The sequence below is a fragment of the Campylobacter sp. RM10537 genome, assembly GCF_022369435.1.
GTDB classification, from domain to species: domain Bacteria; phylum Campylobacterota; class Campylobacteria; order Campylobacterales; family Campylobacteraceae; genus Campylobacter_D; species Campylobacter_D molothri.
Map to the genome: position 1 here is coordinate 1,400,928 of NZ_CP059597.1, position 20,809 is coordinate 1,421,736.

Consider the following 20,809-nt stretch of genomic DNA (forward strand, 5'->3'; position numbering starts at 1 on the left):
AAATTCAAGTAAAATTAAGAGAAAAAATATCTAAAAATAGGAGTTTATTTGTATAATTTTAATATTTAATTATCATTTATATTTATTCTAATTTTTGTAAATATTTAAATTTTGTAATTTAAAAATTTTATATTAATTTATCCCCCATAGGGGCTTGTAGCTTATATTAGTTTTATCTTATAATTAAATAAATATATTATTTCAAGGAAAAAGATGTTGAGATTTTGGGTTTTTATCTTAGTTTTATTTATCAATTTACAAGCAAAGATTCCAAAAGACACTTTAATAATCGCAGTAGAAAATGAAATTTCAAGGATAAATCCTGCATATAGCGAAGATCATGATGTGCTTATTAATCTGATTTTTTCAGGACTTGTTTATTTTGACCAAGACATGAATTTAAAACCGGATTTAGCGAAATCTTGGAAAATTAGCGAAAATGGATTGGTATATGATATTTTTTTAAGAGATGACGTTTTTTGGCATGATGGTATAAAATTTAGCGCTCAAGATGTCAAATTTAGCATAGATGCTTTTAAAAATTCGAAAAACAATTCTCCATTATATGTTAATTTTGATAATGTAAAAAAAATACAAATAATCAATCCTTATCATATAAAAATTACACTCGATAAGTCTTATCCAGCTTTTTTAGATGCTTTAAGTATAGGAATATTGCCGAAGCACTTGCTTGAAAATAAAGATTTAAATACTGCTCATTTTAATGAGCATCCTATAGGCACTGGAGCATATAAATTTGTTGAATGGAAAAAAGGAGAATATGTAAAATTACAAGCTAATGATAAGTTTTATCGAGCTAAGGTTAAAACCCCAAAATTAATCATCAAGCATATTTTTGATCCTTTAATTGCAAGTATAGAGCTTAAAAATGGCACAATAGATGCTGCTTTGATTGATAATTCTTTATTAAATATTTTTAAAAATAATCCAAAATTTAAGATTTTAAGAGAAAAATCAGTTGATTATAGGGCTTTAATGTTTAATTTAAATAATGAATTTTTAAAAGATGTGAGAGTAAGAAAAGCATTAAATTATGCTGTAGATAGAGAAAGTATAGTGAAAAATCTCTTGCACGGATATGGCACAGTTGCATTTCATCCTTTGCAAAATTCTTGGGCTAATCCTAAACATTTTAATTTTTTTAATTATGATGCATTAAAAGCAGAAAAATTGCTTTTAAATGCTGGTTTTACTAAAAATAAAGATGGAATTTTTCAAAAAAATGGAAAAGAGTTAAAATTTCAAATTTATGCCATGAGCAATGATCCTTTAAGAGTAAGTTTGGCAGGAATTTTGCAAAGTGAATTTAGAAAAATTGGAGTTTTAACGCAAGTTATATCAAAACCAGCTGGTAGTTTTGATTATTCTAAAGCTGATAGTTTTATTATTGGCTGGGGAAGTCCTTTTGATCCTGATTTTCATACTTTTAGAGTTTTTGAAAGTTCTCAAGATAGTGATTTAAATGAACAAGGTTGGAATTTTGGACATTATCATAATAAAAAAGTTGATGATTTTTTGCTTAAGGCTAGAAATACTTTCAATATAAATGAACGTAAAAAATACTATAAAGATTTCATTGATGCTTTATATGATGATCCTCCTTTTATTTTTCTCGTTTATTTAGATTTTGCTTTAGTTTATGATGCTGAGATTAAAGGAATTGAATCTAGAATTTTAGGTCATCATGGCGTAGGTTTTACCTCGAATATTTATGATTGGAGTAAGCAATAGTGCTTTTGCGGTTTATTTCGGGTATTATGGTTGCATTTTTAAGCACTTTTTTATGTTTTGTTATGCTTTATTTTAGCAAAGGTAATATTGCTTATGCAAATGGTTTAAATTCTCAAAATAAAGAATTTGTTAAAAGAATAGAAAAAAATTTAGGACTTGATAAACCTTTATTAATTCAATATAAAAATTGGCTTTTTAAAGCTTTTAGGGGAGATTTTGGAGTATCTTTTTTGAGTGGAGAAAAGGTATTAAAGATCATAAAAGAAAGATTTTTAAATACTTTGATTTTAAGTTTTAGCGCTTTAAGTATTTTATTTTTTTTGAGTATTTTCTTGGCTTTTGTAGAGTATCATTTTAAAAATAGTTTTATAGAAAAAATAATTACTTTTATAACATTAAATTTTTTTGCTCTACCTCCTTTAGTGATCGCATTAATTTTTATATTTATTTTTAGCTTTTTTGGAAATTTTTTATCAATTGATGATATAGAATTTAAAAATGATTTTTTCAGTCGTTTAAAATATCTTGTTTTTCCTATTTTGGTTCTTGTTTTATCTCATTTAGCCTTATATCTAAGAATAGCAAGAAATCTTATTTATGAATGTTTTGATCAAATTTTTATTCAAAATCTTTACGCTAGAGCTTTAAAGCAAAGGGATATTGATTGTTTGGTTTTAAAGTATTGTTTAGGTTCAATTGTTTCTTATTTTGGAGCTACTGCTTTAAATTTTGTTATGGGAACTTATATTGTAGAAAATATTTTTAATTTTAGCGGTGTTGGATTTTTAATGATTCAAAGTATTATTTATAAAGATTTTCCTGTAGTTTTGGCTTTAATTTTTTTAAGTGTTCTTTTTACAACATTATTAATTTTTATCAGTGATATTATTTCTCAAATTTTAAATCCAAAATTAAGAAAGTATTCTCTTGTTTAAATTTTTTATTTATCTTTCACCTTTAATTGCTTTATTCATATTAGCTTTATTAGCACCATTTTTAGCTTCATTTGATATCTTATCAATACATTTGCAAAATGCTTATCAAGCCCCTAGTCGAATTTATATTTTAGGAACTGATTTTTTAGGTAGAGATTTATATTCTCGTTTGCTTTTTGCTTTAAGAAATTCCTTAATAATAGGAGTTTTTAGTTCGTTTTTATCTATTTGTTTTGCGATTTTTTATCTTTTTTTAGCTCGCTTATTTTTTTATGCTTTTTGGATGAGGATATTAGATCTTTTTTTAGCTTTACCCTCTTTTTTATTATTAATGTTTTTTCAAAATTTTATTAGTATAAATATGTTATTAATGAGTGTGTTAATCGCTTTATTGCATTGGTGTTTTATCGCTAGAATAATTGAAAGCGAATTAAAAAAAATGCAAAGTTTGGAATTTTACAAAGCGAGTATAGTTTTAGGAAGAACTCCTTTGAAAATTTTTTTAAAAGACCTTTTACCAGCTTTGAAATCATTGATTTTTATACTTTTTGTTTTTAATATTATCCATGCTATTGCTACAGAATCTACTTTAAGTTTTTTTGGACTTGGTGTAGGATTTGAAATTCCAACCTTGGGAATTTTATTAAATGATTTTTCAAAAGCAGTGTTTGTAGGAGCTTGGTGGATTATTTTTTTTCCGCTTTTAACTCTTGTATTACTTTTTTTACCACTTTTATGGTTGGGTAATTTTTTACAGGATCGTTGGGGGTTAAGATCTTGAGAATTAAAAATTTAAACATAAGTTTTAAAAATAAAATTTTGCTAAAAAATATTAGTTTTGATTTAAAAAAAGGTCAAGCTTTAGTTATATTAGGAGAAAGCGGAATAGGGAAAAGTATATTAAGTAAAGCTTTAGTAAGACTTTTAAATTCTGATTTTATTTTAACTGCCGATGAATTTAGTTTTAATGGAATTGAAATTTTAAAACTAAATAAAAATCAACTTAGGCATTTTAGATCCAAAGTAGCGCTAGTATTGCAAGATAGTGAATCAAGCTTGTATCCTTATATAGATATAGGAAAATTATGTTCTCTCATTTTAAAAACTCATACAAATTTAAATCAAAATGAATATAAAAAATATGTTTTTTCTTATTTTGAAAAATTAGGATTTGAAAATTTGGATTTATTGTGGCATTCTTATCCTTATGAGCTAAGTGTAGGAATGGCTAGGAGGGTGAGTTTAGCTTTGGCTTTGTTACATAGACCAGAAGTTTTAATTTGTGATGAGATAAGTGCTTCATTAGATGAAAAAAATAATCAAAAAATTATTGAAATTTTAAAAGATTTAAAAAAAGATAAAGCTTTAGTTTGTATTACTCATGATTTACATTTAGCAAATTCTTTAGCTGATAAATTTCTTCTTATAGAAAAAGATCAAGCTAAGCTTTATACTTCGAATCGATTTTTGAAAAAAAATAATGCTTAAAGTGCATCATTTAAGTAAATTTTATGAAATAAGAAAACATTGGTATTTAAAGAAAGAAAAATATATGATTTTTAAAAATATCAATTTTTCTTTAGATCAAGGTGAAAATTTAATGATTTTAGGGCAAAGTGGTTGCGGAAAAACGACTTTAGCAAAAATACTTTGCTTTTTAGAAAAACCAAATGAGGGTGAAGTTTTATATAAAAATCATAATCTGCACAAGATAAGCAAAGAAAAACAAAGACTTTTAAGAAAAGAGATACAATATTGTTTTCAAGATCAAAAAATGGCTTTAAATCCTTATAAAAAAATTAAACATTTAATACAGGATGGCTTGGAAAATTTTTATTTAAAAAAAAATAATGATATAATTTTTGATTTTTTAGATCGCTTTGGTTTAAAACAACAAATTTTAGAACTTAAACCTTATGAACTAAGCGGTGGAGAAGCTTCTCGTATAGGACTTATTCGTGCTTTAATTTTAAAACCAAAATTATTGATTTTAGATGAAGTAACTTCAATGCTTGATACAAAAAATTCTAATGAAATTCTTTATTTTTTAAATCAATATCAGCAAAAATATAATATTTCTTATATTTTTATAACTCATCATAAAAATTTATTTGATAAATTTAAGTATAAAAAAATCCAATTTTAATATAAAATTAACACAATTTTTTTTACTCTAAGTTTTAATATAGAAAATTTAGAGTAAAATATTATCTTTATTGGGATAAATTTTATTGCAAGACAATAAAAAATGTTTAAAATTGAAGAAGGAGAGCAAATGTCTCATATAGATGTAGCACACCCTTATTTTGGTATCTTTTTAATGATAGTGCTTGCTAGCATAATCTTTTTTGGATTAGTTTTTTTAGCCTCAAAAATTGGTAATAATTTTGCGTCAAAAAATCGAAAAAGATTAGGACTTGGAATTTATGAATGCGGCCCTATACCTGTTAAACAAGCAAATAAAATTAATTCTCAATTTTTTATTGTCGCTTTGATATTTATTCTTTTGGATATTGAAGTTGTATTTTTATTTCCTTGGGCTTTAATTTTTAAAAATTTAGGATGGTTTGGACTTTTAGAAGTATTCGTTTTTATTTTGCTTTTAGGAGTAGGTTTTTTATATGCATATAAAAAAGGAGCGTTTACATGGCAGAGCATCAAGTAAATTATGCTAGCGGTTTACCGGTAGTTTTAACCAGTGTTGACAAACTCGTTCAATGGGGTAGAAGCAATTCTTTATGGGCTTTATCATATGGTTTGGCATGCTGTGCTATAGAAATGATGGCAGCAGGGGGTTCAAGATACGATTTTGACCGATTTGGAACTATTTTTAGAGCCTCTCCTCGTCATAGTGAAGTGATGATTATTGCAGGAACTCTAAGCAAAAAACACGCCGAATTTACAAGAAGGCTTTATGATATGATGCCTGAACCTAAGTGGGTTATTTCAATGGGAAGTTGTGCAAATACTGGAGGAATGTTCAATACATATTCTACAGTACAAGGAGTAGATCGTATTATACCTGTAGATATTTATGTCCCAGGTTGTGCTCCTCGCCCTGAAAGTTTTCAATTTGCTTTAATGATTTTGCAAAAAAGAATTCGCAAAGAAAAAGCAAGTCGCAAAATTGCACCAAAAAGGTTGGTATAAAGATGAGAAAATATAGCGATAAAAAAGATGTTCAATTAAAAAACTACTATAAAGATAGGTTTTATCATGCTCCACATACAACCAAGATAAATATTGATAATAGTGATTTTAAACAAGATTATGAAATTTTAAAAGATCAAATTGGAATTTTAGATTCTTTTGTAGAGCTTGATTTTTGGGTGATTAAAATCAATAAAGAAGACAATATTAAAACCTTGCAAATTCTTAAAAATTTAGGTTATGTATCTTTTACAGAAGCAAGTGCTGTTGATTTTGTTGCTTCTAAAAACGGTTTTGAAGTTTTTTATCAACTTTTAAATATTGATAAAAAAATAAGAGTAAGAGTCAAAACTTTTGTAGGAGTTAAAGAAAGACTGCAAAGTGTTACTAGTGTTTTTAAAGGGGCTAATTGGAGCGAAAGGGAAATTTATGATATGTATGGAATATTTATCATCAATCATCCGAATTTAAAACGTATTCTAATGCCTGATGATTGGTATGGTCATCCTCTTTTAAAAACTTATCCTTTAAAGGGAGATGAATTTGCACAATGGTATGAAATTGATAGAATTTTTGGAAAAGAATATCGTGAAATTGTTGGACCTGAACAAAGAGATTCTGGTTTTGTAGATGATAAAGATACTCTTAATTTTGCAAGAATTTATCATGAAACCGCTAAAGGAACTAACCCTAAAGAAGTATCCTTTAAACAAGAATATCAAGAAGATGAAGGTGTTGCTTTTGTAAAAAAAGTTAAACGAGATCAAGCAAAAATCTTAGAGAAAAGGCGTTAAAATGCAAATTCCTAGCAAGTTAAAACCTTATTATGAAAATATAGCTTTTGAACAAGAAGATTCGAAGATGATTATTAATTTAGGGCCTCAACATCCTTCAGCACATGGAAATTTGCGTCTTATTTTGGAGCTTGATGGAGAACAGGTTGTTAAGGCACGTCCAACTATTGGTTATATGCATCGTGGTATGGAAAAAATGGCTGAAAATATGATCTATCAAGAATTTATTCCTACGACTGATAGAATGGATTATGTTGCAGCTTCTTCAAATAATTACGCTTATTGTGCCGCGGTTGAAAAATTATGTGGTTTAGAAATTCCGCGTAGAGCTCAAGTTATTCGTATGATACTTTTAGAGCTTAATCGCATTGGATCACATTTACTTTGGCTTGCAACTCATGCACTTGATATTGGGGCTATGACGGTATTTTTGTATTGTTTTAGAGAAAGAGAATATGTTTTAGATTTGATTGAAAAATATTGTGGAGCAAGATTAACACATTCTTCAATGAGGATTGGCGGAGTAATGCTTGATTTGCCTGAGGGGTTTTTGCAAGAACTTTTAGCCTTTTGTGATAAATTTCCTAAAGATATTGCTGATTATGAAGCTTTATTAGATGATAATCGAATTTGGCGTTTAAGAACTGAAAATGTTGGTATGGTAACTAAAGAACAAGTTTTAAATTGGGGTTGTACTGGAGTACTTTTAAGAGGAAGTGGAATTTGCTACGATATACGCAAAGAGGAACCTTATTTACTATATGATGAGGTAGATTTTAGTGTACCTTATGCAACTCAAGGGGATTCTTATGCAAGATATAAAATTTATATGCAAGAATTTAGAGAAAGTCTTAAAATTTTAAGACAATGTGCAGCTCTTTACAAGGATACACCACCTGAAATTTTAGCTAATCATCCAGAATATGTTAGCGCTTCAAAAGAGCAAATTTTAACACAAAATTATTCACTCATGCAACATTTTGTTTTAGTTACTCAAGGTTTAAAACCTCCAAAAGGTGAAGTTTATGTGCCTACTGAAAGTCCAAAAGGTGAATTAGGATTTTTTATTCATAGTGATGGAAGTGGGAGACCTTATCGTTTAAAAGCTAGAACTCCTAGTTATTGGCATTGTTCTTTTTTTGAAGAAATGTTAGTGGGAACATATTTAGCGGATGTAGTTGCAATCATGGGTAATGTAAATATAGTTTTAGGTGAGATTGATCGATGAGAAGGGTAGATTTAAGAAAGAGCAAGGTGCTCTTTGAGGATTTAGCACAAGTTATTAAAGAAGCTAAGGCAGGAGAAGTATTAGTGATTCTTTTTGAAATTGGTGATTTTTCTGCCGTAGAAAAAAGTTTTTCTTTCGTAAAAGAAAATGGATGCGAACTTCTTAATTCTTTAAAATTTAATCAAGTTGATTGGACTATAGTTATTAAAAAGGAAAGTGTATGATTTATGAAAAAGCACTTTGTTTTTTAGATATGCCAAGTATCAAAAATAAAGATTTATGCACTCGAATTCAAGGGGAAAATATTAATATTTCCTGTCTAGAAGATAAGTTTTTAAAAGCTAAATTTTATAAATGCGAAATTGCGAGTTTGAGTTTTGTTTTAGCTTTGCTTTGTAAAATGAGCGATGAAAATACTTTTAAAGATTTAGATGAAGGTTATTTAAGCGCTGAATCTTGTTTTGGGGAAGAAGAAGCAAGTGATACATTAAATTTTTTAAAAATGGCAAAATATTTAATTATAGATAAAAATATTGATTTATATAAAGATAACGAAAATATTAAATATTTTTTAAATTTTTTAAGTGAAAAATTTAAACTTAAAATTATAGATACTAATGAAAAAGAATGCAATTTTGAAAATGCAAAATTTCATCCTTTAAAAGAATTGGATAATTATGATGGATTAGTGCTTTTTAAAGCTGATTTAGAAGATAATAATTTACATTGCTCAAAGCAATTTTTACAAATTTCAAAATGCAAAGATCGAAGCGAAGTAGAAATTTTAGCCAAAGATTTCAATCTTAAGACCACACTTTGTTTAGACGAAAATTTACAAGGTACTATCGGTTTTTTAAATCATGAAAATTTTGGTTTTGATTTTACTCAAATTCGCATAAAGGAAGCAAAATGACAGTTAAAATAAATGGTATAGATTGCGCCTTTGAAGAAGGCGAATATATCCTTAATATAGCAAGAAGAAATGATATTTTTATTCCTGCAATTTGTTATTTAACCGGCTGTAGTCCTACTTTAGCATGTCGTATGTGTATGGTAGAGGCTGATGGTAAAAAAGTTTATTCTTGTAATACTAAAGCAAAAGATGGTATGGTTGTAGAAAGTGATTTGCAAAATTTATGGGATGAAAGAAATGAGATTATGCAAGCTTATTGCATTAATCATCCATTAGAATGTGGAGTTTGTGATAAATCCGGAGAATGTGAACTTCAAAATTTTACACATAAATCTAGAGTAAATGCACAAAAACATTGGATTAAAGATACTCATAAGCCTCATAAACACTGGGGAATGATTAATTATGACCCTGCACTTTGCATTGTTTGTGAACGTTGTGTTACAGTTTGTAAAGATAAAATTGGAGAAAGTGCTTTAAAAACTGTTCCTCGCGGAGGGGATAGTGTTGATACCAGCTTTAAAGAAACAATGGGTAAAGATGCCTATGCAATTTGGACGAAATTTCAAAAAAGTTTAATTGGTCCTTCAAATGGAGAAAGCTTAAATTGTTCATTTTGTGGAGAGTGTACAAGTGTATGTCCAACAGGAGCTTTAATTGGATCAAAATTTCAATACAGTTCTAATGCTTGGGAGCTTACAAGAATTCCAGCGTCAAATCCTCATTCTAGCGATTGTGAGCTTATGTATTATGATATTAAACAAAGTGGCATTAGTGATCAAAAACCTAAAATTTATCGTGTAAGTAATGATTTTGCTTTCGCAACTTTAAATAAAGCTGCAAGATTTGGTTTTGATACTGAAAATGAAGCTATAAAGGATGAAAAAGCTTTTAATGAACTTGTAACTCTTTTTGAAAAAAATGAAATTAAAAATATTCAATTTAATAGTTTTATAACTAATGAAGAAGCTTTGATTTTACAAAATTTAAAGCATAAATTTAATCTTAATCTTATTAATAAAGAGGCTTTAAAATTTAAAGAATTTCTCAATGAATTCATAGAAAATTCAGGAGAAATGTATAATGCTATAAGTGATGATATTACTAAGAGTGATTTTTTGGTAGTTTTGGGGACTTTATTAAGATATGATGCGCCAACTTTAAGCTATAAAGTTAATAATTCTTTAGTGATGAATAAAGGAGCTGGAATTTATTTTCATCCTATAGGAGATTTAGGCGTTGAAAAATATTCTAAAAATTTTATTTCATGTATTCATAAAAGTGGAGATGAGGAACAAATTTTATATTTTTTACTTCAAAAATTTTCAACAGATGAAAGTGTTAAAACTCATTTAGCAGAATTTTTTGTTAAAGAAAATAAAGAAATTGAAGAAACGATTAATGAAGAAGTAATTGAAAAAGTTATAGAAAAAGATGAAGAAGGAAACGAGGTTGAAAAAGAGATAAAAAAACTTGTTCCAAAAAAAGTAAAAAAGAATATAGAAGTGCAACGTTCTGTTTTTGCTAAAAATTTAGGCTTAGATGAAAATAAACTCGAAGATTTATTGCTTAAAAAGTCTAAATTTACTCTTGTGGTAGGTAGTGATTTTTATTTTCATCGTGATGCTAAAAAACTTGCTAAATTATTAGCTTTGGTGCAAACAAGCACTCCTTTTAAAGTTTTTTTAAATCCTACGCATACTAATACTTTAGGTGTAGCTATGATTTGTGATTTAAGTGTTGATAAGGTTCAAGGTAAAACTTTGGGTTATAATGAAAAAGGAGATTTTACATTTTCTTATGAAGAGCATGCTAATTTAGCAAGTTCTAGTTTAAATCAACAAGAAGGAACATTTTTAAATTATGATAAAAGAATAGTTCCAACAAATGCTGCTTTAGAATTTGGTGGATATTATTTAAATGATTTAGCTAATGCTTTAGGATTTGATCAAGAATATACAATTGATTATACAAAAAGATTGCCTATAGATAAAGGTTTTTCTCCTATTGAATTTGATAATTTGGAAAATTATTATACTAATGGTGGAGAATGTAAAAGGGGTTATCAACTCAATTTGAACTGTTTCAAGAAAAATGCCAAGAAAGAATTTGTGACTCCAAATTTTAATATTTTAGAGCCAAAAGATAATGATATTTTACTTTATAGTGCAAATCCTAGTTATCAATTTGGTAGATTTTCTAATCGTGCAAGTGCAATCAGTGAAGCAATATTTATTGGAATTAGTGAAAATTTAGCTAATGAAAGAAATTTAAAAGATAAAGATTTGGTAAAAATTACCATCAATAATAAAGAAATAAACTTGAGTGTGCGTGTAGATAAGGATCTAAAAAATGGAGCTTATTTGCCATATTTTGATGAAAAAATTGATACTTTGAGTTTTTTTGATCAAAGATTTGTTTTAGCGCAAATACAAAAAATAGGAGCAAACAATGAGTGAATTTGCTTTTTTTGCTTTAGTAACTTTAATAAAATGTGTTATTGTGGTTGCATTTTTTGCTACATTAGCAGGACTTGCAACCTATGCTGAAAGAAAGGTTTTGGCGTATTTTCAACGTCGTATAGGACCTGATATGGTTGGTCCTTTTGGTTTAATTCAACTTGTTGCTGATATGATTAAACTTTTTACGAAAGAGGATATTATTCCTTATAATTCTCAAAAAATTATTTTCGCAATCGCGCCTCTTTTGTCTGCTATTTGCGCCTTTGTTTCTTTAGCAGCTATTCCAATGCTGCCTGAATTTACACTCTTTGGACATATTGTTCAGCCTTTAATTTCTGATATTAATGTAGCTTTACTTTTTGTTATAGGAACTTCTGGACTTTGTTTTTATGCGGTATTTTTAGGTGGGCTTTCAAGTAATAACAAATGGTCTATTTTAGGTGCTGCAAGAGGGCTTGTGGCTATTATTTCTTATGAAAGTGTTGGAGCTTTAGCTTTAATAGCTATTGTCATGCTTGTGGGCTCTTTTTCTTTGGTAGATATTAATAATTATCAAAATGATGGAATTTTATCTTGGCTTATTTTTAAACAACCTTTAGCTTTTATACTTTTTATTATAGCCCTTTTTATTGAGACCAATAGAACTCCGCTTTGCTTAACTGAAAATGATGCTGAAATTGTTGCTGGTTATGGAACAGAATACTCTGGACTTCGCTGGGGTATGTTTTTTATCGGGGAATACGCTAGTATGATAGCGGGTGCTATTTTAATTTCTTTATTGTTTTTAGGAGGTTTTAATAGTTTTTGGATTATTCCTGGTTGGATTATGATGATATTAAAATCAGTGTTTATTTTCTTTTGGTACTTTTGGGCTAGAGCCGCTTTCCCTCAATTGCGTCCTGATCAGGTAATGAGAATGTGTTATTTAATTTTAATTCCTTTGGCGGTTTTAAATCTTTTAATTACAGCCTTAGCAGTGCTTTTATAGGAGTTTAAATGAAAAATTATTATTTGGTTGATGAAAAAAGAAAAACACCTATTACTACATGGCAGAAAATTTTACAGGCTTTAAAAAGAAGTATCAAACTCGAGCTTTTTGTAGGTTTATGGGTGGTAATGCGTGAAATGCTTAAGAGAAATAATAGTGCAACTATAAAATATCCTTTAGAAAAACTCCAACTTGATAATCGCTATCGTGCAGTGCATAGACTTATGCGTTTTATAGAAAGTGAAAATGAAAGATGCATAGGTTGTGGACTTTGTGAAAAAATTTGCATTAGTAATTGTATAAGGATGGAAACTTCTTTAGACAAAGATGGGCGTAAAAAAGTAAATAATTATAGTATTAATTTAGGGCGTTGTATTTATTGTGGATTTTGTGCTGAAGTATGTCCAGAACTTGCTATAGTTCATGGTTTAGAATATGAAAATGCAGCGGAACAAAGATCTTATTTTGGTTATAAAGAAGATTTTTTAACTCCTATAGATAAGCTAAAACAACAAGTAGAATTTGAAGGTGCTGGAAGTCTAAGAAAAGATGCAGACTTATTAGTTAAAAAAACACCAAATTATTATGATGCGATGCAAAATAAAGCTTTGGAGGACCAAGATCAAAGTTCGCAAGGAGAAGTCAAATGATAGAAACTTTAGCCTTTATATTTTTTAGTGTATTTGTTTTGGGATTTTTTTTAATAGCGGTTTTAAGTAAAACCATGCTTTATTCTCTTTCAGCTTTAGCTGGAGGAATGGTATTTTTATCAGGGTTTTATTTTTTATTGGATGCAGATTTTCTAGGTGCAATACAAATCATTGTTTATGGTGGTGCCGTGCTTGGAATTTATAGTTTTGCCATGATGTTTTTTGATGCTTCTAAAAATTTTAAGGAAAAAATTAGAGCTAAAAAAAGTTTTTTTGCTTTGATATTTTTAAGTGCAGTTTTTCTTTTGTTTGCTATTTTAGGTTTTAAATATCAAAGTGTGCAAACAGATTTACCTTTGCAAGATCTGGCTTTATTTGATAATAATCAACAACTTGCTTTGCAAGTTTTTTCAAAATATCTTTTAGGCTTTGAATTTATAGCTATATTGCTCTTAATTGCTCTTGTTTGTGCTATAGTGCTTACCCATAAAGAGCTTTTAAAGGAAAAACAATGATAGAAAAATATTTTTTTATAGCCATTTTAATGTTTATAATTGGACTTGTTGGAATTTTAAAAAGACAAAATCTTATTATGTTATTTATTTCAAGCGAAATTTTGCTTAATGCTGCTAATTTAGCTTTAGTAGCAGCTTCAAAGATGCATCAGGATTTAAATGGTCAAGTTTTTGCACTTTTTATTATAGGTATTGCAGCTTGTGAAGTTGCTGTTGGAGTAGCTTTGTGTGTGCTTTGGTATAGAAAAAATGGCACTTTGGAATTAAAAAGTTTAAAAGAGGAGGCTTAATATGCAAAATTTAGTTTTAGTTTCACTATTGAGTCCTTTTGTATCTTTTTTATTTGCAAGTTGTTTTTCTTTAACACAAAGAAAGGTTTTTGTAGGTTATATATGTGGCATACTTATAGCTATTGGAACTTTTTGTTCTTTGTATTTGCTTTTTAACAATTTTAGTAATAATATTAGTTTTTTTGAGTGGTTTATAGGTGTTAATTTTGGTTTCAATATAGATTCCATTTCTCTTACAATGATGTGTGTGGTTGGTATTGTAGCTACTTGTGTACATTTTTATAGTATTTTTTATATGTCGCATGATGAAGGATTTAACAAATTTTTTGCTTACTTGGGGCTTTTTGTTTTTTCCATGCTTTTTTTAATCACAAGTGATAATTTTTTAGGTCTTTTTGTAGGTTGGGAAGGCGTTGGACTTTGCTCTTGGCTTTTAATAGGTTTTTGGTATAAAAACAATACTTATTCTTTTGCAGCTAATGAAGCTTTTATTATGAATAGAATTGCTGATTTGGGTATGCTTTTAGGAATTTTTTGGCTTTATATTCAAGCGGGAACTTTAAATTACGATGAAGTTTTTTCTAAAGTGCAAAACCTTGATCATAATGCTTTGGTTTTAATAGCAAGTTGTTTGTTTATAGGCGCTATGGGAAAATCTGCACAATTTCCTTTTCATACTTGGCTTGCTGATGCTATGGCTGGACCTACTCCGGTTTCAGCTTTAATTCATGCTGCAACCATGGTTACAGCAGGAGTATATTTGGTTATTAGGGCGGGAGAAATTTATTCTTTGGTTCCTGAAGTTTCCTATTTCATAGCTATTCTTGGAGCTTTTGTTGCTATATTTGCTGCTTCTATGGCTTTAGTGGCAAGAGATTTAAAACGCATCATAGCATATTCTACCTTATCTCAGCTTGGATATATGTTTGTAGCAGCTGGACTTGGGGCTTATGGTATAGCTTTATTTCATTTAGCGACGCATGCCTTTTTTAAATCTTTATTATTTTTAGGTGCTGGAAATGTAATGCATGCTATGAATGATAACTTAGATATTAAAAAAATGGGAGGATTATTTAAACCTTTGAAAATCACTGCTATTTTTATGACTATAGGATCTTTAGCCTTGGTAGGAATTTATCCTTTTGCAGGATTTTTCTCAAAAGATTTAATTTTAGGATATTCTTTCATTATTCATAATCATGGAATATTTTTAGTACTTTTAATTGCAGCTTTTATGACAGCTTTTTATAGTTTTAGGCTTTTAATGCTTGTATTTTTTACAAATTCAAGACATGATGCACATCCTCATGAAGCAAGTAAAATAGCACTTTTAGCTATGACCCCTTTGATGATTTTAGCAATTGTTTCAGGATTTTTTGAACATAATTTTTTTAAATATATCAGCTCTAAGCTTGTATTTATAGATGCTCAAGATCATATTGTAATGATTTGCGCAAGTGCTGCGGGAATTTTAGGAATACTTTTAGCTATCATTGCGTATAAATTTTCTTGGTTTAAGCCAAGTATAGAAAAAAATAAAATATATAAACTTTTAAGTAACGATTATTTTATACCACATTTTTATCATAAATTTATAGTGAATAAATATGAAAGTTTATGTGCAATTATGAAACATTGTGATATTTTTATTTTTGATGCAATTGTTGAAAAAATTTCTTTTTATGTTAATTTAATTTCTAAAAAAATGATTATGCCAAATAGCTTAAATTTAATGCTTAGATTTTTAGTAGCTGGTTTTGTGATTTTACTTATTTTGGCAAGGATGGTGTAAAATGCTGAATTATTTAATTTTATTTCCTTTAGCTGCTGGTTTAATTACTCTTATCTTAAACCGTGGTGGAGTAAAAATTTTTAGCGTTTTAGCAAGTTTAATTATACTTGTTTTAAATGTTAAATTTTTCTTCGATGGAATTAATGGGGTTGATTTTGAATACAAGCTTCCTTTTAAAATAGCTAATTTATTTGAATATCATATCGGAGTAAATAGCATCTCTTTAATCTTAATGCTTTTAAGCTCTTTGATGATATTTTTAAGTTTTTTATTTTTAAAAATTGAAAAAAAAGCAATTGTTTCTTGTATTTTCTTTTTGGAATTTGCAATTATGGGTTTATTTTCTGCACTTGATGGTTTATTATTCTATGTATTTTGGGAATTTTCTCTTTTGCCTTTATTATATATCATGGGTGTTTATGGTAAAGATTATAGACCAGGTATTAAATTTTTTATTTATGCTTTTGCCGGTTCTATTTTAATGCTTCTAGCTTTGATTTATCAAGCATATGCTACTTATAAACTTTTAAATGTCTTCACATTTGACTTAGAAATTTGGAAAAATAATGCTTCTGCATTTAGTCTTAATGAACAGCTTTTACTTTTTGGAGCATTTTTTATCGCCTTTGCTATTAAAGCACCGCTTTTTCCATTACATACATGGGCACCAAAAGTTTATGCAAATTCACCGATTTTAGTTTCTATGATGCTGGTCGCTTTTAAAATGGCCCCTTTTGGTTTTTTACATTTTTGTTTACCGCTTTTTCCAGATGCAAGCGTTTATTTTACACCTTTAATTGCAGCTTTATGTATTGTAAGTATTATTTACAATGCTTTAATTGCTTATCGTGCATCAAATTTAAAAGAATTAATCGCTTATAGTTCAATTTCTCATATTGGAGTTATGGTTTTAGGGATTTTTTCTTTAAATATTTTGGGAATTACCGGAGCTATATTTTATATGTTTGCACATGGTTTGGTTACAGGAAGTTTATTTTTAATGGCTGAACTTTTGTATAAAAAATATGGAACATTAGAAATTTCATATTATCATTCTTTAGCTCGTAAAGCACCTTTATTTACCATCTTTTTTACTTTGATTTTGCTTGCTAGCATATCTTTACCTTTAACTATATCTTTTATAGGTGAATTTTTGGCTCTTTTGGGTATAGCTAAAGTAAGTTTGCTTTATGCATTCTTAGCAGGATTTGTGATTATACTTGGAGCTATTTATATGCTTGCTGTATTTAGAAAAATGTTTTTTATGTCGCAAGTTACAAATCTTGAAAGTTTTTCTTTATGTACAAGAGAAATTATTACTCTTACTATGATAGTTTTTTTAATTTTTGCTTTAGGAGTGGCTCCAAAAATTTTCTTAGATCCGCTAGAGAAAAATGTTAGCTCTCTTGTGGAATTAATGAAAACAAGGGCTATAAATGAAGAAAATATTAATTTTTTAAATCATATCAAAGGAGAAAACAATGTTAGATAATATCAGTAATTTAAATATCTCCTTATCTTATCCTTTTTTATTTTTAATCGGTGTTGCTATTATTCTTTTATTGTGTTCAGCTTTTGGAAAATTTCATAGGACATTCTATGTGGGTACTTCAGCCTTATCTTTAATCGTTAGTACTTTTTTAATTTTAAGCAATGTATCCTCTTTTGGCTTGGGCACTTCAAAAGCATTTTTAGGAACTTTAAACAATGATATCTTTTCTTTTTATAGCTCTTTAATTATTCTATGTTTTTCATTTTTATACCTTTTAATGCAAAAAGATGAAAATAAGGGCGAATTTTATAGTTTATTTATGTTTATGATTTCTAGTTTATTGCTTATGGTATCAAGTTCAAATTTGGTTTTAATTTTTATAGGACTTGAATCATCATCTTTAGCTCTTTATACTCTTATAGCAATGCGTGGAACTCACAATGCTGTTTCAGGCGCTATTAAATATTTTACTCTTGCTGCTGTGGGTTCTGGATTTTTTGTAATGGCTTCGGCTTTGATTTATATGAAAACAGGAACTTTAGATTTGGATACAAAATTAGCATTGGAAAAAGATCCTATCCTTTTAACTGCCGGGGTTATGATTTTTGTTTTATGTGCTGTAAAACTTTCTTTAGTTCCTTTTCACTTTTGGTTAAAAGATGTATATTTTGCAACTTATTCAAATTTAGCAGCTTTTATTTCAGTAGTACCAAAAATAGCCATGTTTGTAGTAGTATTAAGACTTTTTGGGTTTTTTGATCATATTGGATTTGAAAATATTATCAGCATATTGGCAATATTTTCTATGTTAGTTGCTGCGATTGCTGCATTAAGTCAAAAAGATGTAAAAAAAATGTTTGCTTATAGTTCTGTTGTACATTCTAGTTTTGTTTTGGCTGCTTGTATTCCTTTATTTGATACTAAAGAAGGAGTTTTAAATCCTATATTTATTTATTGGGTTTTGTTTAGTTTTTCCAATTATGGTGTATTTTTAATTTTAAGTAATTTCCGTTTTACTTCATTTGAAAATCTTAATGCCTTGTTGGTAAAAAAACCTTTAATTGCTTTATCTCTTGCTTTTTGTGTACTTTCGCTTGCAGGAATTCCACCTTTTGGAGCTTTTTGGGGGAAAGTTATTGTTTTAAAAACTTTAATTATTGAAGATTATTGGTATTTAGCTGTATTTATGGCTTTAGCTTCAGTATTTATGCTTTATTCTTATTTAAAAGTGATCATTCATGCTCTTTTTGTTAAAAATAGTTCTGAAGCTTTTTGTGTGCAATTTAATTTTATACAAGGTTTTGTTTTAGCTATTTGTGTATTAATAAGTATTTTTGGTGTTATTTTTATAAAAATATAATATAATTATTTTATGAGAATTATATTTTTACTTTTATTGAATATTTATATTCTTTTTGCTTTTGAATTAACTTTAAATATAGGCCGCGAAAATAAACAAAGTTTCGCGGTTTTGCATGTTCAAAATGATTCAGATTTTACTTGTCAAAAATTTGCAATTGAAAATAAAATACATTTTGAATGCATTATTCCAGGCATTGTTGATACTCCTTTAAATAATCAAAATTTTGCAGCATTTGATTTGAAATTTTTCAAAGAAACTCAAAAAATTAAAATGATTATATTGCCTAAAACAGATGCAAGAATGTTTGATTTATCTCAAAATATATATATTGATAAAGAATTAAGTTATTCTACCTCACATAAAAGCAAAGGTTTTACTTTTGTTTTTACAAATAATCTAATCAGAAAAAAAGATTATGATGGACTTAATTTTGGCATTCATTTTCCTTATGAAAGCTTACCTTATGTGGGAGCGCTTGATTTAAATTCTAATCCTGTTGTAATTCCTCAAAGTGCAGATATTAATACTTACTTACGCATTAAAGATGAATATGGTAAAGCTAACTATCAGCAAGTAGTTATCGATGCTGATAATGCAATAAAGCGTTATATAAATAGTATTTTTATGAGTGAATTTATTCTTTATAAATTAAGAGCTGAAAATCAACTTTATACTCAAGACCCTAGTTTTAGAGATAGGAAAATTTTAGAAAAAATGATTGTGGATGCTAAAAATTGGACTCGAACTTTTACAAGCGATAGGAATTTTTTTGAAGTATCTTATATAATGTTAAGAGTCTATATTGCCTTATCTAAGAATTCTGATATTAATTATATGATGTCAATTTTAAACAATCAACCTAATAATTATTTTTCTCAAATGGCAAAGCTTGATTATGCAGATTATCTTTATGGCTTAAGAGAAAGAAATAAAGCTATAGATATTTATGAAGATATTTATTTCAATACTAAAAATTTAGATTTAGCTGCTAGAGCAGCGATAGCTTTAGCTAAAGATTGTATTTTAAATAATAATATCAATAAAGCAATAGAATACGCAAATGTGATTTTAAAAGCTAATCCACAATATTTTGGAAAAGATGAATCAAGATCTTTGGATCTTGCTAAACTTTTTGATCAAAACCAACAATATAATATTAGCTCTAATATCTATCAAAATATTTTTAACAAGATATCAAGAGTAAATCAAAAATATGAGGAAGTTTTAAAAGATTTGGCTTTAAGTTTGTCCCGAGTAGGAAAAGTAGATGAAGCTAAAAAATACCTAAATTTATATTTAAATGAGTATTTAGATGATGGTAAATATTTAGATGAGATTAAAAAGGCTAGAGATGAGTTATTTTTTGCGATGGGTGATGAAAATTCTACACTTTCGCATAAGCATTATGCCATGCTTATGAAAGAATATGCTCAAAAAGATGAAAATATAGTTAATAAGGCTTTAGATAAGGATATGCAACTTTACTATAAAGAAGGAAATTTTAGCGCTATTTTGGGATATAAAAAACAAATAGAAGAAAGAGATCTTCCTAATTCTTTAAAATTATTACAGCAAGCCGCAGTTGATCTTTTAAATAAAGAATTAAAATCTGATAATTGTATTGAGGCAACATCTATTTTTGCAGAATTTAAATCTTATGAAATAGGACAAAGAATAAACAATAAAAAACATATGTTAAATTGTTTTATTAGAACTTCTAAAATCGAAGAAGCTATAGATTATGCAGATAAAAATTATAATGAAGATCCTATATTTTTTGGATTAAAAAAAGCTTCAATGCTTTATGATAATAAGCAATATGGACAAGTTTTAAAAATTTCCAAAGAAATAGCTCAATCAAAAATTTTAAAAAGTGATGAGGAAAATTTTAAAGCTTATTATTTGCAATTTTTATCCTATTTGAAAATGGATGATTATAATAAAGCTATTAGTATATTGAAAATTTTAGAAACTTTTCCAATGAATTTTAATATGGTTGAGGCCTATGATGCTTTATTATCTTATGCTAATGATCATAAAATGCAAACAACAATTCTTACTTATGCCCCTAAGGCTATTGATTATCAAAATTTAAAAGGAATTAATCTTTATAGTCCAAATCTTGAATTTATTTATCTTGGTGCCCTAGCTAAAGTGAATGAAAATGAAAAATCCTTAGCAGTTTTAACTGATTTATTAAAATTAAAACTTTCTGATGATGATAAGGCAAGAGCTTTGTATATACAAAGTTTAACTTATGAAAGAATGAAAAATATTCAAGCTGAAAAAGAAAGTTTGCAACAATGTTTAAAATTAAAACCTTCAAATTGGCAGAATTTATGTCGCGATAAGAGCCAAATTTTAAAATAGTATTAATTTTATTTGATATTTTTTATCCAAAAAACTTTATTTTATATTGAATATTAAACAATCTTGAAAATCAATTTTTATTAATTTATAACCTTATTTTAATATAATAAATAAA

General features: G+C 27.7%; 20 protein-coding genes. All 20 read left to right on the forward strand.

The window, feature by feature from the left end:
• Window positions 1-213 precede the first annotated feature (213 nt).
• Window positions 214-1,752 carry an ABC transporter substrate-binding protein gene (locus CMOL_RS07135; protein ID WP_239820234.1) on the forward strand — a complete coding sequence of 513 codons (1,539 nt, stop codon included), beginning with the start codon at window positions 214-216 and terminating at the stop codon, window positions 1,750-1,752.
• On the forward strand, window positions 1,752-2,687 hold the full coding sequence (locus tag CMOL_RS07140) for an ABC transporter permease (protein ID WP_239820235.1): 936 nt from the start codon (window positions 1,752-1,754) through the stop codon (window positions 2,685-2,687). Before CMOL_RS07135 ends, CMOL_RS07140 begins: the two co-directional genes overlap by 1 nt.
• Complete coding sequence (locus tag CMOL_RS07145) at window positions 2,680-3,468, forward strand: ABC transporter permease (protein WP_239820236.1); 789 nt, start codon at window positions 2,680-2,682, stop codon at window positions 3,466-3,468. The genes CMOL_RS07140 and CMOL_RS07145 overlap by 8 nt, the downstream gene beginning before the upstream one ends.
• On the forward strand, window positions 3,465-4,175 hold the full coding sequence (locus tag CMOL_RS07150) for an ATP-binding cassette domain-containing protein (protein ID WP_239820237.1): 711 nt from the start codon (window positions 3,465-3,467) through the stop codon (window positions 4,173-4,175). The genes CMOL_RS07145 and CMOL_RS07150 overlap by 4 nt, the downstream gene beginning before the upstream one ends.
• Entirely contained in the window at window positions 4,168-4,833 is a 666-nt protein-coding gene (locus CMOL_RS07155; RefSeq protein WP_239820238.1) for an ATP-binding cassette domain-containing protein, read from the forward strand. The genes CMOL_RS07150 and CMOL_RS07155 overlap by 8 nt, the downstream gene beginning before the upstream one ends.
• A gap of 129 nt (window positions 4,834-4,962) precedes the next feature.
• Window positions 4,963-5,352 carry an NAD(P)H-quinone oxidoreductase subunit 3 gene (locus tag CMOL_RS07160; RefSeq protein ID WP_239820769.1) on the forward strand — a complete coding sequence of 130 codons (390 nt, stop codon included), beginning with the start codon at window positions 4,963-4,965 and terminating at the stop codon, window positions 5,350-5,352.
• Window positions 5,334-5,837 (forward strand): NuoB/complex I 20 kDa subunit family protein, encoded by a 504-nt coding sequence (locus tag CMOL_RS07165; protein WP_200279878.1) that lies wholly within the window; start codon window positions 5,334-5,336, stop codon window positions 5,835-5,837. Before CMOL_RS07160 ends, CMOL_RS07165 begins: the two co-directional genes overlap by 19 nt.
• A gap of 2 nt (window positions 5,838-5,839) precedes the next feature.
• The gene (locus CMOL_RS07170) at window positions 5,840-6,631 is read left to right on the forward strand and encodes an NADH-quinone oxidoreductase subunit C (protein ID WP_200279881.1); all 792 of its coding nucleotides are present in this window, start codon (window positions 5,840-5,842) and stop codon (window positions 6,629-6,631) included.
• Between the two features lies 1 nt (window position 6,632).
• The gene (gene nuoD, locus CMOL_RS07175; RefSeq protein WP_239820239.1) at window positions 6,633-7,859 is read left to right on the forward strand and encodes an NADH dehydrogenase (quinone) subunit D; all 1,227 of its coding nucleotides are present in this window, start codon (window positions 6,633-6,635) and stop codon (window positions 7,857-7,859) included.
• Window positions 7,856-8,083 (forward strand): NADH-ubiquinone oxidoreductase subunit E family protein, encoded by a 228-nt coding sequence (locus tag CMOL_RS07180; protein WP_200279887.1) that lies wholly within the window; start codon window positions 7,856-7,858, stop codon window positions 8,081-8,083. Before nuoD ends, CMOL_RS07180 begins: the two co-directional genes overlap by 4 nt.
• Entirely contained in the window at window positions 8,080-8,772 is a 693-nt protein-coding gene (locus tag CMOL_RS07185; protein WP_200279890.1) for a hypothetical protein, read from the forward strand. The genes CMOL_RS07180 and CMOL_RS07185 overlap by 4 nt, the downstream gene beginning before the upstream one ends.
• On the forward strand, window positions 8,769-11,231 hold the full coding sequence (locus tag CMOL_RS07190; RefSeq protein ID WP_239820240.1) for an NADH-quinone oxidoreductase subunit G: 2,463 nt from the start codon (window positions 8,769-8,771) through the stop codon (window positions 11,229-11,231). The genes CMOL_RS07185 and CMOL_RS07190 overlap by 4 nt, the downstream gene beginning before the upstream one ends.
• Complete coding sequence (gene nuoH, locus CMOL_RS07195) at window positions 11,224-12,222, forward strand: NADH-quinone oxidoreductase subunit NuoH (protein WP_200279896.1); 999 nt, start codon at window positions 11,224-11,226, stop codon at window positions 12,220-12,222. Before CMOL_RS07190 ends, nuoH begins: the two co-directional genes overlap by 8 nt.
• A gap of 8 nt (window positions 12,223-12,230) precedes the next feature.
• Entirely contained in the window at window positions 12,231-12,872 is a 642-nt protein-coding gene (gene nuoI / locus CMOL_RS07200; protein ID WP_239820241.1) for an NADH-quinone oxidoreductase subunit NuoI, read from the forward strand.
• Window positions 12,869-13,387, forward strand: a complete 519-nt coding sequence (locus CMOL_RS07205) for an NADH-quinone oxidoreductase subunit J (RefSeq protein ID WP_200279902.1) — start codon at window positions 12,869-12,871, stop codon at window positions 13,385-13,387. Before nuoI ends, CMOL_RS07205 begins: the two co-directional genes overlap by 4 nt.
• Entirely contained in the window at window positions 13,384-13,677 is a 294-nt protein-coding gene (gene nuoK / locus CMOL_RS07210) for an NADH-quinone oxidoreductase subunit NuoK (RefSeq protein ID WP_200279905.1), read from the forward strand. Before CMOL_RS07205 ends, nuoK begins: the two co-directional genes overlap by 4 nt.
• A gap of 1 nt (window position 13,678) precedes the next feature.
• Window positions 13,679-15,469, forward strand: coding sequence for an NADH-quinone oxidoreductase subunit L (gene nuoL / locus CMOL_RS07215; protein ID WP_239820242.1), 1,791 nt, complete (start codon window positions 13,679-13,681; stop codon window positions 15,467-15,469).
• A gap of 1 nt (window position 15,470) precedes the next feature.
• Window positions 15,471-16,961, forward strand: coding sequence for an NADH-quinone oxidoreductase subunit M (locus tag CMOL_RS07220; RefSeq protein ID WP_239820243.1), 1,491 nt, complete (start codon window positions 15,471-15,473; stop codon window positions 16,959-16,961).
• Window positions 16,951-18,321 (forward strand): NADH-quinone oxidoreductase subunit N, encoded by a 1,371-nt coding sequence (locus tag CMOL_RS07225; protein ID WP_239820244.1) that lies wholly within the window; start codon window positions 16,951-16,953, stop codon window positions 18,319-18,321. Before CMOL_RS07220 ends, CMOL_RS07225 begins: the two co-directional genes overlap by 11 nt.
• 12 nt (window positions 18,322-18,333) lie before the next feature.
• Window positions 18,334-20,694 carry a tetratricopeptide repeat protein gene (locus tag CMOL_RS07230; protein WP_239820245.1) on the forward strand — a complete coding sequence of 787 codons (2,361 nt, stop codon included), beginning with the start codon at window positions 18,334-18,336 and terminating at the stop codon, window positions 20,692-20,694.
• Window positions 20,695-20,809: the final 115 nt, after the last annotated feature.

Excerpts from the sequence above, each read along its gene's own strand:
- CMOL_RS07135 (WP_239820234.1), top strand. The coding sequence starts at position 214 with ATGTTGAGATTTTGGGTTTTTATCTTAGTTTTATTTATCAATTTACAA.
- CMOL_RS07155 (WP_239820238.1), top strand. The coding sequence starts at position 4,168 with ATGCTTAAAGTGCATCATTTAAGTAAATTTTATGAAATAAGAAAACAT.
- CMOL_RS07160 (WP_239820769.1), top strand. The coding sequence starts at position 4,963 with ATGTCTCATATAGATGTAGCACACCCTTATTTTGGTATCTTTTTAATG.
- CMOL_RS07165 (WP_200279878.1), top strand. The coding sequence starts at position 5,334 with ATGGCAGAGCATCAAGTAAATTATGCTAGCGGTTTACCGGTAGTTTTA.
- CMOL_RS07170 (WP_200279881.1), top strand. The coding sequence starts at position 5,840 with ATGAGAAAATATAGCGATAAAAAAGATGTTCAATTAAAAAACTACTAT.
- nuoD (WP_239820239.1), top strand. The coding sequence starts at position 6,633 with ATGCAAATTCCTAGCAAGTTAAAACCTTATTATGAAAATATAGCTTTT.
- CMOL_RS07180 (WP_200279887.1), top strand. The coding sequence starts at position 7,856 with ATGAGAAGGGTAGATTTAAGAAAGAGCAAGGTGCTCTTTGAGGATTTA.
- CMOL_RS07185 (WP_200279890.1), top strand. The coding sequence starts at position 8,080 with ATGATTTATGAAAAAGCACTTTGTTTTTTAGATATGCCAAGTATCAAA.
- CMOL_RS07190 (WP_239820240.1), top strand. The coding sequence starts at position 8,769 with ATGACAGTTAAAATAAATGGTATAGATTGCGCCTTTGAAGAAGGCGAA.
- nuoH (WP_200279896.1), top strand. The coding sequence starts at position 11,224 with ATGAGTGAATTTGCTTTTTTTGCTTTAGTAACTTTAATAAAATGTGTT.
- nuoI (WP_239820241.1), top strand. The coding sequence starts at position 12,231 with ATGAAAAATTATTATTTGGTTGATGAAAAAAGAAAAACACCTATTACT.
- CMOL_RS07205 (WP_200279902.1), top strand. The coding sequence starts at position 12,869 with ATGATAGAAACTTTAGCCTTTATATTTTTTAGTGTATTTGTTTTGGGA.
- nuoK (WP_200279905.1), top strand. The coding sequence starts at position 13,384 with ATGATAGAAAAATATTTTTTTATAGCCATTTTAATGTTTATAATTGGA.
- nuoL (WP_239820242.1), top strand. The coding sequence starts at position 13,679 with ATGCAAAATTTAGTTTTAGTTTCACTATTGAGTCCTTTTGTATCTTTT.
- CMOL_RS07220 (WP_239820243.1), top strand. The coding sequence starts at position 15,471 with ATGCTGAATTATTTAATTTTATTTCCTTTAGCTGCTGGTTTAATTACT.
- CMOL_RS07225 (WP_239820244.1), top strand. The coding sequence starts at position 16,951 with ATGTTAGATAATATCAGTAATTTAAATATCTCCTTATCTTATCCTTTT.
- CMOL_RS07230 (WP_239820245.1), top strand. The coding sequence starts at position 18,334 with ATGAGAATTATATTTTTACTTTTATTGAATATTTATATTCTTTTTGCT.